The organism is Streptomyces sp. NPDC004542 (assembly GCF_040610035.1).
GTDB lineage: Bacteria > Actinomycetota > Actinomycetes > Streptomycetales > Streptomycetaceae > Streptomyces.
In genome coordinates, this window is the sequence record NZ_JBEXLP010000012.1 from 79,807 (window position 1) to 93,199 (window position 13,393).

A 13,393-nucleotide genomic window follows, 5' to 3' on the forward strand; every position below is an offset into this window, starting at 1 on the left:
GGCCCACACAGGTGATCGCCCGCCCAGCCCCCCACTCACCGCTAGCCCCCCACTCACCCACTCACCGCTCGCCCCCCCACTCACCGCTCGCCGCCCGTCCACCCGGCGTGCAGGCGAGGCGCGACCGCACCCCCCAACCCGGCGGCTCACTCCGACCCACCCAAGGGCACACGCCCCCCAACCCGGCGGCTCACTCCGACCCACCCAAGGGCACACGCCCCCCGACCCGGCGGCTCACTCCGACCCGCCCAAGGGCACACGCCCCCCCGACCCCGCCCCGCGGCCCAGCCGACCGCAGGGCCGCCCACCCGGGCCACCGCCTTTCCGGGCCGCTCGCTCGCTTCTTCCCCGTGCTGGAGCGACCCGAGTCAAGGGTCGGCCGCCAGGCCGATCGCCGCAGGCGACGCGGAGTGCAGCGCAGCGGAACGCAGCGCCCTTTACTCGGGGCGCGGAAGCACGACACTGGCAAGAAGCGAGCGGTCCCTACGGTCACTTCACACCGGCGTTCACCTCGTCCGCCCCCCCTCAGCCCCACTCCGCCCCCACCCTCGCCCCGCAATCACCCCGGTCACGATCTGATTTCGGCCATCGCCCGGCTCTTGCTTCCCGACCGTGTAATCGATTCCAATCCTCCGTACACACGGATGTAAACGATTCCACAAGGAGGTGGGACCGGCGATGGCGAGCATCAAGGACGTCGCCGCCGAGGCGGGGGTTTCCGTCGCCACGGTGTCGCGGGTGCTGAACGACCACCCCTCGGTCAGCGCCGACGCACGCACGCGCGTGCTGGCCGCCGTCGAGACGCTGGGCTACCGCCCGAACGCCGTCGCCCGTTCCCTGCGTACCGACCAGACCCGCACCCTCGGTCTGGTCATCAGCGACGTGATGAACCCCTACTTCACCGAGCTGGCCCGCTCCGTCGAGGAGGAGGCCCGCGCGCTCGGCTACAGCGTCATCATCGGCAACGCCGACGAGCGGCCGGATCTGCAGGACCACCACGTACGGACGCTCCTCGACCGGCGGATAGACGGCCTGCTCGTCTCCCCCACCGACGGCGGCTCCCCGCTGATGCTGGACGCCGCGCGCGCGGGGACGCCGATGGTCTTCGTGGACCGGTGGATCCCGGGCGTGGACGTGCCCGTCGTACGGGCCGACGGGCAGGCGGCCGTCCGGGACCTCGTCGCTCATCTGTACGGGCTGGGGCATCGGCGGCTGGCGATCATCGCGGGCCCCGCCGCCACCACCACCGGCAGCGAGCGCGTCGAGGCCTTCAGGGCCGCCCTGGCCGAGTACGGGCTTCCCCTCCCGGACGCCTGCACAGGCCAGGGCGACTTCCAGGCCGAGAGCGGGCGGCGGGTCACCGAGGGATTCCTCGACCTGCCCGAGCCGCCCGAGGTCGTGTTCGCCGCGGACAACCTGATGGCCCTCGGCGCGCTGGACGCGATCCGCGCGCGCGGGCTGCGCGTGCCGGACGACATCGCGCTGGCCGCGTTCGACGACATCCCGTGGTTCGTGCACACCGATCCTCCGGTCACGGCGATCGCCCAGCCGACGGGCGAGCTGGGCCGGGCCGCCGTACGGGCCCTGGTCGACCGCATCGAGGGACGTCCCCCCACGTCCGTCACCCTCCCGGCCCGTCTCGTCGTACGCCGCTCGTGCGGCGAGTCCCCCTCCCCACTCGAGTCCCCCTCCCCAGTGCAAAGGAGCACGACGTGAGCAACCCGGACGAGTTGCTGCGCATCGAGGGCATACGGAAGACCTTCCCGGGCGTGGTCGCGCTGGACGGCGTCGACTTCGACCTGCGCCGGGGCGAGGTGCACGTGCTGCTCGGTGAGAACGGCGCGGGCAAGAGCACCCTCATCAAGATGCTCTCCGGTGCCTACACGCCCGACGCCGGGCGGATCCTGGTCGGCGGCGAGGAGGTGCGCATCCACGGTGCGCAGGACTCCGAGCGCCTCGGGATCGCCACCATCTACCAGGAGTTCAACCTCGTACCGGATCTGACGGTCGCGGAGAACATCTTCCTGGGGCGGCAGCCGCGCCGCTTCGGGGTGATCGACCGGAAGAAGATGGAGGCCGACGCCGAGGTCCTGCTCGCGCGCGTGGGCGTGAACGTGTCGCCGCGCGCGCGGGTACGTGAACTCGGCATCGCCCGGCTCCAGATGGTCGAGATCGCCAAGGCCCTCAGCCTGGACGCGCGCGTGCTCATCATGGACGAGCCGACCGCCGTGCTCACCTCCGAGGAGGTCGAGAAGCTCTTCGCCATCGTGCGCAGGCTGCGCGAGGACGGGGTCGGCGTCGTCTTCATCACCCACCACCTGGAGGAGATCGCCGCGCTCGGCGACCGGGTCACGGTCATCCGTGACGGCAGGTCCGTCGGGCAGGTCCCGGCCGGCACGCCCGAGGACGAGCTCGTACGGCTCATGGTGGGGCGGTCCATCGAGCAGCAGTACCCGCGGGAACGCGCCGACGCCGGTGCCGCGCTGCTCACCGTCGAGGGGCTGACCCGGGACGGTGTCTTCCACGACGTGAGCTTCGAGGTGCACGCCGGAGAGGTCGTCGGCATCGCGGGCCTGGTCGGCGCGGGCCGTACCGAGGTCGTACGGGCCGTGTTCGGCGCGGACCCGTATGACCGGGGCTCGGTGAAGGTCGCGGGGACCGGACTGCGCCGCCACGACGTGGGCGCCGCCATGGCCGCCGGGATCGGTCTCGTGCCCGAGGACCGCAAGGGCCAGGGGCTGGTGCTCGACGCCTCCGTGGCGGAGAACCTCGGCCTGGTCACCATGCGGGCCGCCACCCGGGCCGGGCTGGTCGACCGCAGGGCGCAGCGCGCGGCGGCCGAGCGGATCGCGGGGCAGCTGGGGGTGCGCATGGCGGGGCTGGAGCAGCACGTGCGCACCCTGTCGGGCGGCAACCAGCAGAAGGTCGTCATCGGCAAGTGGCTGCTCGCCGACACCAGGGTGCTGATCCTCGACGAGCCGACGCGCGGCATCGACGTCGGCGCCAAGGTCGAGATCTACCAGCTCGTCAACGAGCTGACGGCCGCCGGTGCCGCCGTCCTGATGATCTCCAGCGACTTGCCCGAGGTCCTCGGCATGAGCGACCGGGTGCTGGTGATGGCCCAGGGCCGGATCGCGGGCGAACTCGCGGCCGCGGAGGCCACCCAGGACACCGTGATGGCACTCGCCGTCAGCACCCCCACCGCCGACGCTGCCGACACCGCTGACACCGCCGACACCGCCGACACCGCTGACACCGCTGACACCGCTGACACCGCCGGCGACACCACCACCAGCAACTCCACCACGGGAACGGAGGCCAGCCGTGGCCACTGACACGCTCAAGAGCCGGGCGGGCGCCGGTGGCGCCACGAGCGGCCTGCGCCGCCTGCTGCTCGACAACGGCGCCCTCACCGCGCTGATCGTCCTCGTCATCGCCCTGTCGGCGCTCTCCGGGGACTTCCTGACCACGGACAACCTGCTGAACGTGGGCGTGCAGGCGGCCGTGACCGCCGTCCTCGCCTTCGGCGTGACCTTCGTGATCGTCTCGGCGGGGATCGACCTGTCGGTCGGGTCGGTCGCGGCGCTGTCGGCCACCGTGCTGGCGTGGACGGCCGTGTCCCACGGCATACCGGTCTTCCTGGCCGTCGTGCTGGCCCTCGTCACCGGCATCGCCGCCGGTCTGGTCAACGGCTTCCTGATCGCGTACGGGAAGCTGCCGCCGTTCATCGCGACGCTCGCCATGCTGTCGGTGGCCCGCGGTCTGTCGCTGGTGATCTCCGACGGGTCCCCGATCCCCTTCCCGGACTCGGTCTCCCACCTCGGTGACACGCTCGGCGGCCGGCTGCCCGTGCCGGTGCTGGTCATGGTGGTCATGGGTCTGATCGCGGCCTTCGTGCTGGGCCGGACGTACATCGGCCGTTCCATGTACGCGATCGGCGGCAACGAGGAGGCCGCCCGGCTCTCCGGCCTGCGCGTCAAGAAGCAGAAGCTCGCGATCTACGCCCTGTCCGGCCTGTTCGCGGCGGTCGCCGGCATCGTGCTCGCCGCCCGGCTCTCCTCGGCGCAGCCGCAGGCGGCTGACGGTTACGAACTGGACGCGATCGCCGCGGTCGTGATCGGCGGGGCGTCCCTGGCCGGCGGCACCGGCAAGGCGTCCGGGACCCTGATCGGCGCGCTGATCCTGGCGGTGCTGCGCAACGGCCTGAACCTGCTGAACGTCTCCGCCTTCTGGCAGCAGGTCGTCATCGGTGTCGTCATCGCGCTCGCGGTGCTCCTCGACACGCTGCGGCGCAAGGCCGGGGCGACCCCGGTGGCCGCCGGCACGGGCGGCGGCAAGGGCAAGCAGGCGGGGACGTACGCGCTCGCGGCGGTGGTCACCGTGGCGCTGGTCGGCGCGACCTCCTTCCTGCACAACGGCTCCTCGGCGACGGCCACCCCGAAGATGGGTCTGTCCCTGTCCACCCTCAACAACCCCTTCTTCGTGCAGATCCGGGCGGGCGCGCAGGCCGAGGCGAAGAAGCTGGGCGTGGACCTGACCGTCACGGACGCCCAGAACGACGCCTCCCAGCAGGCCAACCAGGTGCAGAACTTCACCAGTTCGAGCCTTGGCGCGGTCATCGTCAACCCGGTGGACTCGGACGCCGCGAGCAACTCCGTGCAGGCCGCCGACAAGGCGGGTATCCCGGTCATCGCGGTCGACCGGGGCGTCAACAAGGCCTCGGTCGACGCCCTGGTGGCCTCCGACAACGTCGCCGGCGGTGAGCTCGCCGCCAGGACGATCGGCGAGAAGCTCGGCGGCAAGGGCAAGATCGTGATCCTTCAGGGCCAGGCGGGCACCTCCGCCGCCCGGGAGCGGGCGGAAGGGTTCGCCAAGGGACTGAAGGCGTACCCGGGCATCCAGGTGGTGGCCCAGCAGCCCGCCGACTTCGACCGCACCAAGGGGCTCGACGTGATGTCCAACCTGCTCCAGGCCCACCCGGACGTGCAGGGCGTCATCGCCGCCAACGACGAGATGGCCCTCGGTGCCGTGAAGGCGCTGGGTTCCAAGGCCGGCAGGTCGGTCCAGGTCGTCGGCTTCGACGGCACGCCGGACGGCCTGACCGCGGTGAAGAACGGCACGCTGTACGCGTCCGTCGCGCAGCAGCCCAGCCAGCTGGGGAAGATCGCGGTGGACAACGCGCTCAAGGCGGTCCAGGGCAAGAAGGTCGAGGAGACGGTGAAGGTGCCGGTGAAGGTGGTCACGAAGGAGAACGTGGCCGGGTTCAGCGGCTGAGACCGGCGACCGCCCGCCCCAAGTCATCTCTCAGGGAGCTCATTCCATGTATGACTACGACCTCCTGGTCGTGGGATCGGCCAACGCCGACCTGGTGATCGACGTCGAGCGGCGCCCCGGCGCCGGTGAGACGGTGCTCGGCGGCGACCTGGCCGTCCACCCGGGCGGCAAGGGCGCCAACCAGGCGGTCGCGGCCGCCCGGCTCGGGGCCCGCACGGCCCTGCTGGCCCGGGTCGGCGACGACGCGCACGGCCGGCTGCTGCTCGACTCGCAGCGGGCGGCCGGGGTCGACCCGCAGGGCGTGCTGGTGGGCGGCGCGCCGACCGGGGTCGCGCTGATCACGGTGGACCCGTCCGGGGACAACAGCATCGTGGTCTCGCCGGGCGCCAACGGCCGTCTGACGCCGGCGGACGTACGGGCGGCCGGCCCTCTCCTGGCGGCGTCCCGGGTGGTCTCGGCGCAGCTGGAGATCCCGCTGGAGACGGTCGTGGAGGTCGTACGGAACCTGCCCGCGGGCAGCCGCTTCGTCCTCAACCCCTCCCCGCCGCGCCCGCTCCCGCCCGAGGTGCTGGCGGCCTGCGACCCGCTGATCGTCAACGAGCACGAGGCGAAGGTGATCCTCGGCGACACCTCCGCGGGGGACCGTCCGGAGGACTGGGCACGGGCCCTGCTCGCCGAGGGCCCGCGCTCGGTGGTGATCACGCTGGGCGCTGAGGGCGCGCTGGTCGCTTCGGCGGACGGCGTCACGCCGGTCCCGTCGGTGCGGGTGGACGCCGTGGACACCACCGGCGCCGGCGACGCGTTCACGGCGGCGCTGGCCTGGCGGCTGGGCTCGGGGGCCTCGCCGGCCGAGGCGGCGGGGTACGCGGCCCGGGTAGGGGCGGCCGCGGTGACGAAGCGGGGCGCGCAGGACTCGTTCCCGACGGCGGAGGAGGTCGACGCCCTGTGCTGTGCCGACCCGGGGGGCGACCCCCGGACCCCCGGCCGCGGGCCGGACAGCTCCTCCGGAGCGGCCGTGCGAGGTGGGTCACGGTGAAGAGGGCGGGCATCCTCAATCGTCACCTCGCCGGGGCGCTCGCCGAGCTGGGCCACGGGCACGGGGTGCTCGTGTGCGACGCGGGCATGCCGATACCCGACGGCCCCCGGGTCGTGGACCTGGCCTTCCGCGCCGGTGTGCCGTCCTTCGCCGAGGTGCTGGACGGCCTGCTGGCCGAGCTGGTGGTGGAGGGCGCCACGGCCGCCACGGAGGTCCGGGAGGCCAATCCGGCGGCCGCGTCCCTGCTGGAGGGGCACTTCCCCGGCCTGGCCCTCGTCCCGCACGAGCGGCTGAAGGAACTGTCGGCGGGGGCGCGTCTGGTCGTCCGCACGGGTGAGGCCCGGCCGTACGCGAACGTGCTGCTGCGGTGCGGGGTGTTCTTCTGAGACCCCGACAAGACGGTGAGAAGCTTCGAGGGGCCCGGTCGCGTGGACCGGGCCCCTCGGCGTTTCCCCTCCGTGTCAGAACCCCCGCGATCCCCCCGGATCCCCCACCAGAAGCCCTGACGTCATGTACGACCCGCTGGGTGGCGGAAGGGTTGCACGGGATTCCGGTTTTTTTTCAGGCGATCACGTGTTCCACGAACCGCGCCGCGGTCTCGGCCAGTACCTCCCGGCCGTCCCGGGCCCACAGCCCGTCGTTGAACAGCTCGACCTCGATGGGTCCGGCGTAGCCGGCCGCCTCCACGTAGCCCTTCCACTCCCGCATGTCGATCGCGCCGTCGCCGATCTGGCCGCGCCCGTTGAGCACGCCCTCGGGCAGGGGGGTGGTCCAGTCGGCGAGCTGGAAGGTGTGGATGCGGCCGCCGGCGCCCGCCCGGGCGATCTGGGCGGGGGCGGTGTCGTCCCACCAGATGTGGTACGTGTCGACGGTCACGCCGACCTGGTGGGCGGGGAAGCGTTCCGCCAGGTCGAGGGCCTGGGCGAGGGTGGAGACCACGCAGCGGTCGGCGGCGTACATGGGGTGGAGGGGCTCGATGGCCAGCTTCACCCCGTGGTCCTCGGCGTACGGCCCCAGCTCGGCGAGGGCGTCCGCGATGCGCTCGCGGGCGCCGTGCAGGTCCTTCGCGCCGGCGGGCAGGCCCCCGGAGACCAGGACCAGTACCTCGGTGCCGAGGGCCGCGGCCTCGTCGACGGCGCGGCGGTTGTCGGCCAGGGCCGCCGCCCGCTCGGTGGGGTCGGTCGCGGTGAGGAAGCCGCCCCGGCACAGGGTGGTGACGGTGAGGCCCGCGTCGCGGACCAGTTTCGCCGTCGCCTGAAGGCCGTACGCCTGGACCGGCTCGCGCCACAGGCCGACGTTGGTCACGCCCAGGTCGCGGCAGGCGTCGGCGAGTTCGGGCAGCGACAGCTGCTTCACGGTCATCTGGTTGACGGAGAAGCGCTCGAGGCCGGTGGTCGTGCTCACTGGTTCACCCCGTACAGCGACAGCAGGTTCTTCATCCGCTCCTCGGCCAGCTTCGGGTCCGGGAACAGGCCCAGTCCGTCGGCGAGTTCGTAGGCGCGGGCGAAGTGCGGGAGGGAGCGGGCCGACTGGAGGCCGCCGACCATCGTGAAGTGCTTCTGGTGGCCGGCGAGCCAGGCCAGGAAGACGACACCGGTCTTGTAGAAGCGGGTGGGCGCCTGGAAGAGGTGGCGGGACAGCTCCACCGTGGGGTCGAGGAGGGCCCGGAAGCCGTCGGTGTCCCCGGTGTCCAGCACCCGTACCGCCTCGGCCGCCAGCGGGCCCAGCGGGTCGAAGATGCCGAGCAGGGCGTGGCTGAAGCCCTGCGCGTCGCCCGCGATCAGCTCGGGGTAGTTGAAGTCGTCGCCGGTGTAGCAGCGCACGCCCTGCGGGAGGCGGCGGCGCAGGTCGATCTCGCGCTGGGCGTCCAGGAGGGAGACCTTGATGCCGTCGACCTTGTCCGGGTGGGCGGCGATGACCTCCAGGAAGGTGTCGGTGGCCGCGTCCAGGTCGGACGAGCCCCAGTAGCCCTCCAGCGCCGGGTCGAACATCGGGCCGAGCCAGTGCAGGACGACCGGTTCGGCGGACTGGCGCAGGAGGTGGCCGTAGACCTCCAGGTAGTCCTCGGGGCCCTGGGCGGCGGCGGCGAGGGCGCGGGAGGCCATCAGGATCGCCTGGGCGCCGGACTCCTCGACGAGGGCCAGCTGCTCCTCGTAGGCCACGCGGATCTCGGCGAGGGAGCCGCCGGTGATCTGGTCGGTGCCGACCCCGCAGGCGATGCGGCCGCCGACGCTGCGCGCCTCCGCGGCCGACCGCCGGATCAGCTCGGCCGCGCCCGCCCAGTCGAGGCCCATCCCGCGCTGGGCGGTGTCCATCGCCTCGGCGACGCCGAGCCCGTGCGACCACAGGTGGCGGCGGAAGGCGAGGGTGGCGTCCCAGTCGACGGCGGCGGGCGAGTCGGGGGACACGTCGGCGTAGGGGTCGGCGACGACGTGCGCCGCCGAGAAGACCGTACGGGAGGTGAAGGGGGTGCCGGTGGTGAGGGCGAGCGGCTCGGTGCGCGGCTCGTACGTGCGCAGGCCGCCGTGGCCGTCGGGCAGCTGGATGGTCACAGCGCGATCTCCGGTACCTCGATGCGGCGGCCCTCGGCCGACGACTTCAGGCCCAGTTCGGCGAGCTGGACGCCGCGGGCGCCGGCGAGGAGGTCCCAGTGGTAGGGGGCGTCGGCGTAGACGTGCTTGAGGAACAGCTCCCACTGGGCCTTGAAGCCGTTGTCGAACTCGGCGTTGTCCGGGACCTCCTGCCACTGATCGCGGAAGACCTCGGTGGCGGGGATGTCCGGGTTCCAGACGGGCTTGGGGGTGGCGCTGCGGTGCTGGACGCGGCAGTTGCGCAGGCCCGCGACGGCGGAGCCCTCCGTGCCGTCCACCTGGAACTCCACCAGCTCGTCGCGGTTGACGCGGACCGTCCAGGAGGAGTTGATCTGGGCGATGGCGCCGCCCTCGAGCTCGAAGATGCCGTAGGCGGCGTCGTCGGCGGTGGCGTCGTAGGGCTTGCCGTTCTCGTCCCAGCGCTGCGGGACGTGGGTGGCGGCGAGGGCCTGGACGGACTTCACGCGGCCGAACAGCTCGTGGAGCACGTACTCCCAGTGCGGGAACATGTCCACGACGATGCCGCCGCCGTCCTCGGCGCGGTAGTTCCAGGAGGGGCGCTGGGCGGGCTGCCAGTCGCCCTCGAACACCCAGTAGCCGAACTCACCGCGGATGGAGAGGATCCGGCCGAAGAAGCCGCCGTCGATGAGCCGCTTCAGCTTCAGCAGGCCCGGCAGGAAGATCTTGTCCTGCACGACGCCGTGCTTGATGCCGGCGGCGTTCGCGAGGCGGGCGAGTTCGAGGGCGCCGTCGAGGCCGGTGGCGGTGGGCTTCTCGGTGTAGACGTGCTTGCCCGCGGCGATCGCCTTCTTGATCGACTCCTCGCGGGCGGAGGTGACCTGGGAGTCGAAGTAGAGGTCCACGTCCGGGTCGGCGAGGACGGCGTCCACGTCCGTGGCGACGTGTTCCAGGCCGTGCCGCTCGGCGATCTCCCGCAGAACGTGTTCCCGGCGGCCGACCAGGACCGGCTCCGGCCACAGCACGGTGCCGTCGCCGAGGTCGAGGCCGCCCTGTTCGCGCAGGGCGAGGATCGACCGGACCAGATGCTGGCGGTAGCCCATGCGCCCGGTGACGCCGTTCATGGCGATACGCACCGTCTTGCGTGTCACGTCAGTTCCCTTCATGGGCGCCGGGCGCCCGGTATGCAGTACAGCAAGCGAGTACAGCAAGCGCTTTCTATCCCATGAGAAGCTAGCCTCTGATCCGGGGTCCGGACAAGGCCTGATCCCGTCCGACTTGTTCGGGGATGCGAACAAACGAGCCCGTTGGCCTTATGGTCTGCTCGGCACGTGACGGAACCGTGGCCGGGGGACGGCCTGTCTACGAGGACGTACGACGACATGCGCGACCGGAGGACGACGAGATGACGGTGACCCTGGCGGACGTGGCGGCCCGCGCCCAGGTCTCGCCCGCGACGGTGTCGCGCGTGCTGAACGGGAACTACCCCGTCGCCGCCTCCACGCGGGAGCGCGTACTGCGGGCCGTGGACGAGCTGGACTACGTCCTCAACGGCCCCGCCAGCGCCCTGGCCGCGGCCACCTCCGACCTCGTCGGCATCCTCGTCAACGACATAGCGGACCCCTTCTTCGGCATCATGGCCGGCGCCGTCCAGGGGGAGATCGGCGGCCCCGGCGGGCGGGCCGGCGGGGAACGGCTGGCCGTCGTCTGCAACACCGGCGGCTCGCCCGAGCGCGAACTGACCTACCTGACCCTGCTGCAGCGGCAGCGCGCCGCGGCCGTGGTGCTCACCGGCGGCGCGGTGGAGGAGGCGCCGCACGCGGCGGCGATGGCGGCGAAGCTGCGCAAGCTCACGGAGGCCGGGACGCGGGTCGTGCTGTGCGGACGCCCGCCGGCGGCCGGCACCGAGACCATCGCGCTCACCTTCGACAACCACGGGGGCGCCCGGCAGCTGACCGAGCACCTCATCGGCCTCGGCCACCGGCGGCTCGGCTACATCGCCGGTCCCGAGACACGCACCACCACCCGGCACCGGCTCGAGGGCCACCGCGAGGCACTGGCCGCGGCCGGCATCGAGGACGACCCGCGCTGGACCGTGCACGGCCGCTACGACCGGCGCTCCGGCTACGAGGCGACGCTCGAACTGCTGCGCCGCGATCCCTCCCTCACCGCCGTCGTCGCCGCCAACGACTCCGTCGCCCTCGGCGCCTGCGCGGCCCTGCGCGACTCCGGGCTGCGGATCCCCGCCGAGGTGTCGGTGGCCGGCTTCGACGACCTGCCGTTCAGCATCGACGCGGTACCCGCCCTCACGACGGTGCGGCTGCCGCTGGCGGAGGCGGGGGCGCGGGCCGGACGCATCGCCATGGGGCGCGAGGAGCCGCCGCCCGGGGGGATCGCGACGGTGCGCGGCGAGCTGATGGTCCGGGGGTCCACGGCGGTACCGCGGGACTGACGCGGCGGGGGCGTGTTCCGGGTGCCGGCGCGCCCGGAGGACGGCGGGCGGCGCGGGTACGGACGTCCCCTGCGGGGGCTGCGGAGACTGCGAGGACCGCAGGGACCGTGGGGACTGCGAGAGCTGCGGGGACTGTGAGGGCTGCGAGGGCGTGTGGCACGGCGTCCAAGTGGTGGTGGGCGACTGTTCACCATGGGACACCGAGGTGGTGGGCCGGAACTGCCGGAGTGCGTGCTCGACGAGTGCGGACGGACGGTGCCGGGGGCTCGCGCGGGGGGTGCGGGCGGGCGCGGCCGGAGGGGTCGTGCGAGCCTGTGATGCCGGTGGCCGGCGCGGCGATGAGTTTTCGCCGCCGCCGGGGTCTTCCCTGCCGTAACCGCCCGGCAGGGTGAGGGAACAGACCAGGAGGAGTGGTTCTCATGCGCGTCACAGCGACCGAGTTCATCAGTCTGGACGGCGTCGTGCAGGCGCCCGGCGGGCCCGAGGAGGACACCGACGGCGGGTTCACGCACGGGGGCTGGTCGCACCCGTTCTTCGACCCGGAGGTGGTCGGCGGGGCCTTCGCCGCGGGGCTGGAGCGGGCGGAGGCGCTGCTGTACGGGCGGCGCACCTGGCAGACGATGGCGGCGGCCTGGCCGGAGCGGGCCGGGGACCCGTTCGCGGACCGGCTGAACGCGATGCGCAAGTACGTCGTCTCCGACACCCTCGGGGACTCCGAGCTGACCTGGGAGAACACCGTCCGGATCCCCGTCGCCGAGGCCCTCGGCCGGGTCCGTGAGCTGCGGGCCGCCGAGGGCGGCGACCTGGCGATCATGGGCAGCCCCACACTGGTCCGCGCCCTGCTCCAGGAAGGGCTGGTCGACGAACTCCAACTCGTCGTCATGCCGGTGCTCCTCGGCGGCGGCAAGTCGGTCTTCCCGGCGGACGGCGGGAAGCGGACGCTGGAACTGGTCTCCACGACCACCGCCAAGACCGGAGCGCTGGTGAACGTCTACCGGGCCGCCGCCGGGTAGCCGGGGAGGGGAGGGGATCGCCGATCTGCGCGGATCGGGTGAGCGACGGGCGATGCCGGGTAGTGTCCCCGCCATGAAGCTGGCGTTCTCCACCCTCGGCGTCCCGGGCCTGCCCGTACCGGAGGTACTGGCCCTCGCGTCCGCACACGGCTACCACGGCGTCGAACTGCGTGCCCACCCGGAGGAGCCGGTGCACCCGGGCCTCGGTCCCGCCGAACGGGCCGACGTGGCCGCCGCGTTCAAGTCGTCCGGGGTCGAGATCCTGGGCCTGGCCGGGTACGCGCGCGTCGCCGCGGCCGGGCCGGACGAACCCGTGCTCGGCGAGATCCGGCAACTCCTCGAACTCGCCCACGACCTCGGGGCGCCCTTCGTACGGGTCTTCCCGGGCGCCGACCCCGACCAGCCCCTGGCCGACGCGGACGCCACGGCCGCCCGGCGGCTGGGCACCGCCGCCGAGGACGCCGCCGCCCTCGGCGTCCGGGTCCTGCTGGAGACCCACGACTCGCACCGCACCGGCGCCGACGCGATCCGCGTCCTCGGCCCGGTCGGCCACCGCCAGGTCGGCGCGCTGTGGGACGTGATGCACACCTGGCTGGGCGGCGAACAGCCCGCCGACACGTACGCGGCGCTCTCCCCGCACCTCGGATACGTCCAGGTCAAGGACATCGCCTCGGCCGAGGACACCACCCCGCTGGCGCTCGGCGCCGGCATCCTGCCGCTCGCCGAGTGCGTGGAGGTGCTCTCCCGGCACGGCTGGGACGGCTGGCTGTGCTGGGAGTACGAGAAGCGCTGGTACGAGTCCGCCGCCCCGCTCCCCGGACTGCTGGACGCGGGCCGCGAGCACCTCGTACGCCTGCTGAACGACTCGGCGTGAGGGAGGCGGCGCACGCCGCCGGACGCGGCTCACCCACGCGCCGCCGGGCCGTAGCGGTGGGCCAGTGCTGCCACCGTCTCCATGAGCGCCTGCCGCAGTGCGGGCGGGCCCAGCACCTCCGCCTGCGCGCCTGGTCGTAGCAGGTCGGTGACGGCTACGGCGCGGGTCTCGACCGGCATCTCCACCTCCATGAGC

At 73.0% G+C, this 13,393-nt stretch carries 12 protein-coding genes; 8 read left to right on the forward strand and 4 right to left on the reverse strand.

Annotation, left to right across the window (positions count from 1 at the left end):
- Positions 1–678: 678 nt before the first annotated feature.
- The 5 genes from ABZX30_RS10155 to rbsD are packed head-to-tail and all read left to right on the forward strand — an operon-like array spanning position 679 to position 6,696.
- On the forward strand, positions 679–1,716 hold the full coding sequence (locus ABZX30_RS10155) for a LacI family DNA-binding transcriptional regulator (protein ID WP_355931206.1): 1,038 nt from the start codon (positions 679–681) through the stop codon (positions 1,714–1,716).
- Positions 1,713–3,335, forward strand: coding sequence for a sugar ABC transporter ATP-binding protein (locus ABZX30_RS10160; protein ID WP_355931209.1), 1,623 nt, complete (start codon positions 1,713–1,715; stop codon positions 3,333–3,335). Before ABZX30_RS10155 ends, ABZX30_RS10160 begins: the two co-directional genes overlap by 4 nt.
- Positions 3,325–5,274: a substrate-binding domain-containing protein gene (locus ABZX30_RS10165; RefSeq protein WP_355931211.1), complete on the forward strand. Its 1,950-nt coding sequence runs from the start codon at positions 3,325–3,327 to the stop codon at positions 5,272–5,274. The genes ABZX30_RS10160 and ABZX30_RS10165 overlap by 11 nt, the downstream gene beginning before the upstream one ends.
- Positions 5,275–5,320: 46 nt before the next feature.
- Positions 5,321–6,310: a ribokinase gene (locus tag ABZX30_RS10170; RefSeq protein WP_355931213.1), complete on the forward strand. Its 990-nt coding sequence runs from the start codon at positions 5,321–5,323 to the stop codon at positions 6,308–6,310.
- A complete protein-coding gene (gene rbsD / locus ABZX30_RS10175; protein ID WP_355931216.1) occupies positions 6,307–6,696 on the forward strand; it encodes a D-ribose pyranase in 390 nt (129 codons plus the stop codon). The genes ABZX30_RS10170 and rbsD overlap by 4 nt, the downstream gene beginning before the upstream one ends.
- Before the next feature lie 175 nt (positions 6,697–6,871).
- Here the strand turns inward: rbsD and ABZX30_RS10180 are convergent, their stop codons facing one another.
- Genes ABZX30_RS10180 through ABZX30_RS10190 form a run of 3 tightly spaced genes read right to left on the reverse strand, consistent with a single transcriptional unit; the run spans position 6,872 to position 10,010 of the window.
- Positions 6,872–7,672: a sugar phosphate isomerase/epimerase family protein gene (locus ABZX30_RS10180; protein WP_355931320.1), complete on the reverse strand. Its 801-nt coding sequence runs from the start codon at positions 7,670–7,672 to the stop codon at positions 6,872–6,874.
- A gap of 38 nt (positions 7,673–7,710) precedes the next feature.
- Positions 7,711–8,862 (reverse strand): dihydrodipicolinate synthase family protein, encoded by a 1,152-nt coding sequence (locus ABZX30_RS10185; protein ID WP_355931219.1) that lies wholly within the window; start codon positions 8,860–8,862, stop codon positions 7,711–7,713.
- Complete coding sequence (locus ABZX30_RS10190; RefSeq protein WP_355931222.1) at positions 8,859–10,010, reverse strand: Gfo/Idh/MocA family oxidoreductase; 1,152 nt, start codon at positions 10,008–10,010, stop codon at positions 8,859–8,861. Before ABZX30_RS10190 ends, ABZX30_RS10185 begins: the two co-directional genes overlap by 4 nt.
- 254 nt (positions 10,011–10,264) lie before the next feature.
- Here ABZX30_RS10190 and ABZX30_RS10195 point away from each other — a divergent pair, with 254 nt between their 5' ends.
- From ABZX30_RS10195 to ABZX30_RS10205, 3 genes are all read left to right on the forward strand, one after another.
- A complete protein-coding gene (locus tag ABZX30_RS10195) occupies positions 10,265–11,311 on the forward strand; it encodes a LacI family DNA-binding transcriptional regulator (RefSeq protein WP_355931225.1) in 1,047 nt (348 codons plus the stop codon).
- Positions 11,312–11,730: 419 nt separating this feature from the next.
- Positions 11,731–12,324, forward strand: a complete 594-nt coding sequence (locus ABZX30_RS10200; RefSeq protein ID WP_355931228.1) for a dihydrofolate reductase family protein — start codon at positions 11,731–11,733, stop codon at positions 12,322–12,324.
- A gap of 73 nt (positions 12,325–12,397) precedes the next feature.
- Positions 12,398–13,198 (forward strand): sugar phosphate isomerase/epimerase family protein, encoded by an 801-nt coding sequence (locus tag ABZX30_RS10205; RefSeq protein ID WP_355931229.1) that lies wholly within the window; start codon positions 12,398–12,400, stop codon positions 13,196–13,198.
- 29 nt (positions 13,199–13,227) lie between these two features.
- On the opposite strand, the gene ABZX30_RS10210 is transcribed toward ABZX30_RS10205, so the two are convergent.
- Positions 13,228–13,377, reverse strand: coding sequence for a hypothetical protein (locus tag ABZX30_RS10210; protein ID WP_355931232.1), 150 nt, complete (start codon positions 13,375–13,377; stop codon positions 13,228–13,230).
- Between the last annotated feature and the right edge of the window lie 16 nt (positions 13,378–13,393).

Bases quoted from the DNA above. Each gene is read 5' to 3' on its own strand.
- ABZX30_RS10170 (WP_355931213.1), top strand. From the start codon at position 5,321: ATGTATGACTACGACCTCCTGGTCGTGGGATCGGCCAACGCCGACCTG.
- ABZX30_RS10195 (WP_355931225.1), top strand. From the start codon at position 10,265: ATGACGGTGACCCTGGCGGACGTGGCGGCCCGCGCCCAGGTCTCGCCC.
- ABZX30_RS10155 (WP_355931206.1), top strand. From the start codon at position 679: ATGGCGAGCATCAAGGACGTCGCCGCCGAGGCGGGGGTTTCCGTCGCC.
- ABZX30_RS10205 (WP_355931229.1), top strand. From the start codon at position 12,398: ATGAAGCTGGCGTTCTCCACCCTCGGCGTCCCGGGCCTGCCCGTACCG.
- ABZX30_RS10210 (WP_355931232.1), bottom strand. From the start codon at position 13,377: ATGCCGGTCGAGACCCGCGCCGTAGCCGTCACCGACCTGCTACGACCA.
- ABZX30_RS10200 (WP_355931228.1), top strand. From the start codon at position 11,731: ATGCGCGTCACAGCGACCGAGTTCATCAGTCTGGACGGCGTCGTGCAG.
- ABZX30_RS10180 (WP_355931320.1), bottom strand. From the start codon at position 7,672: ATGACCGTGAAGCAGCTGTCGCTGCCCGAACTCGCCGACGCCTGCCGC.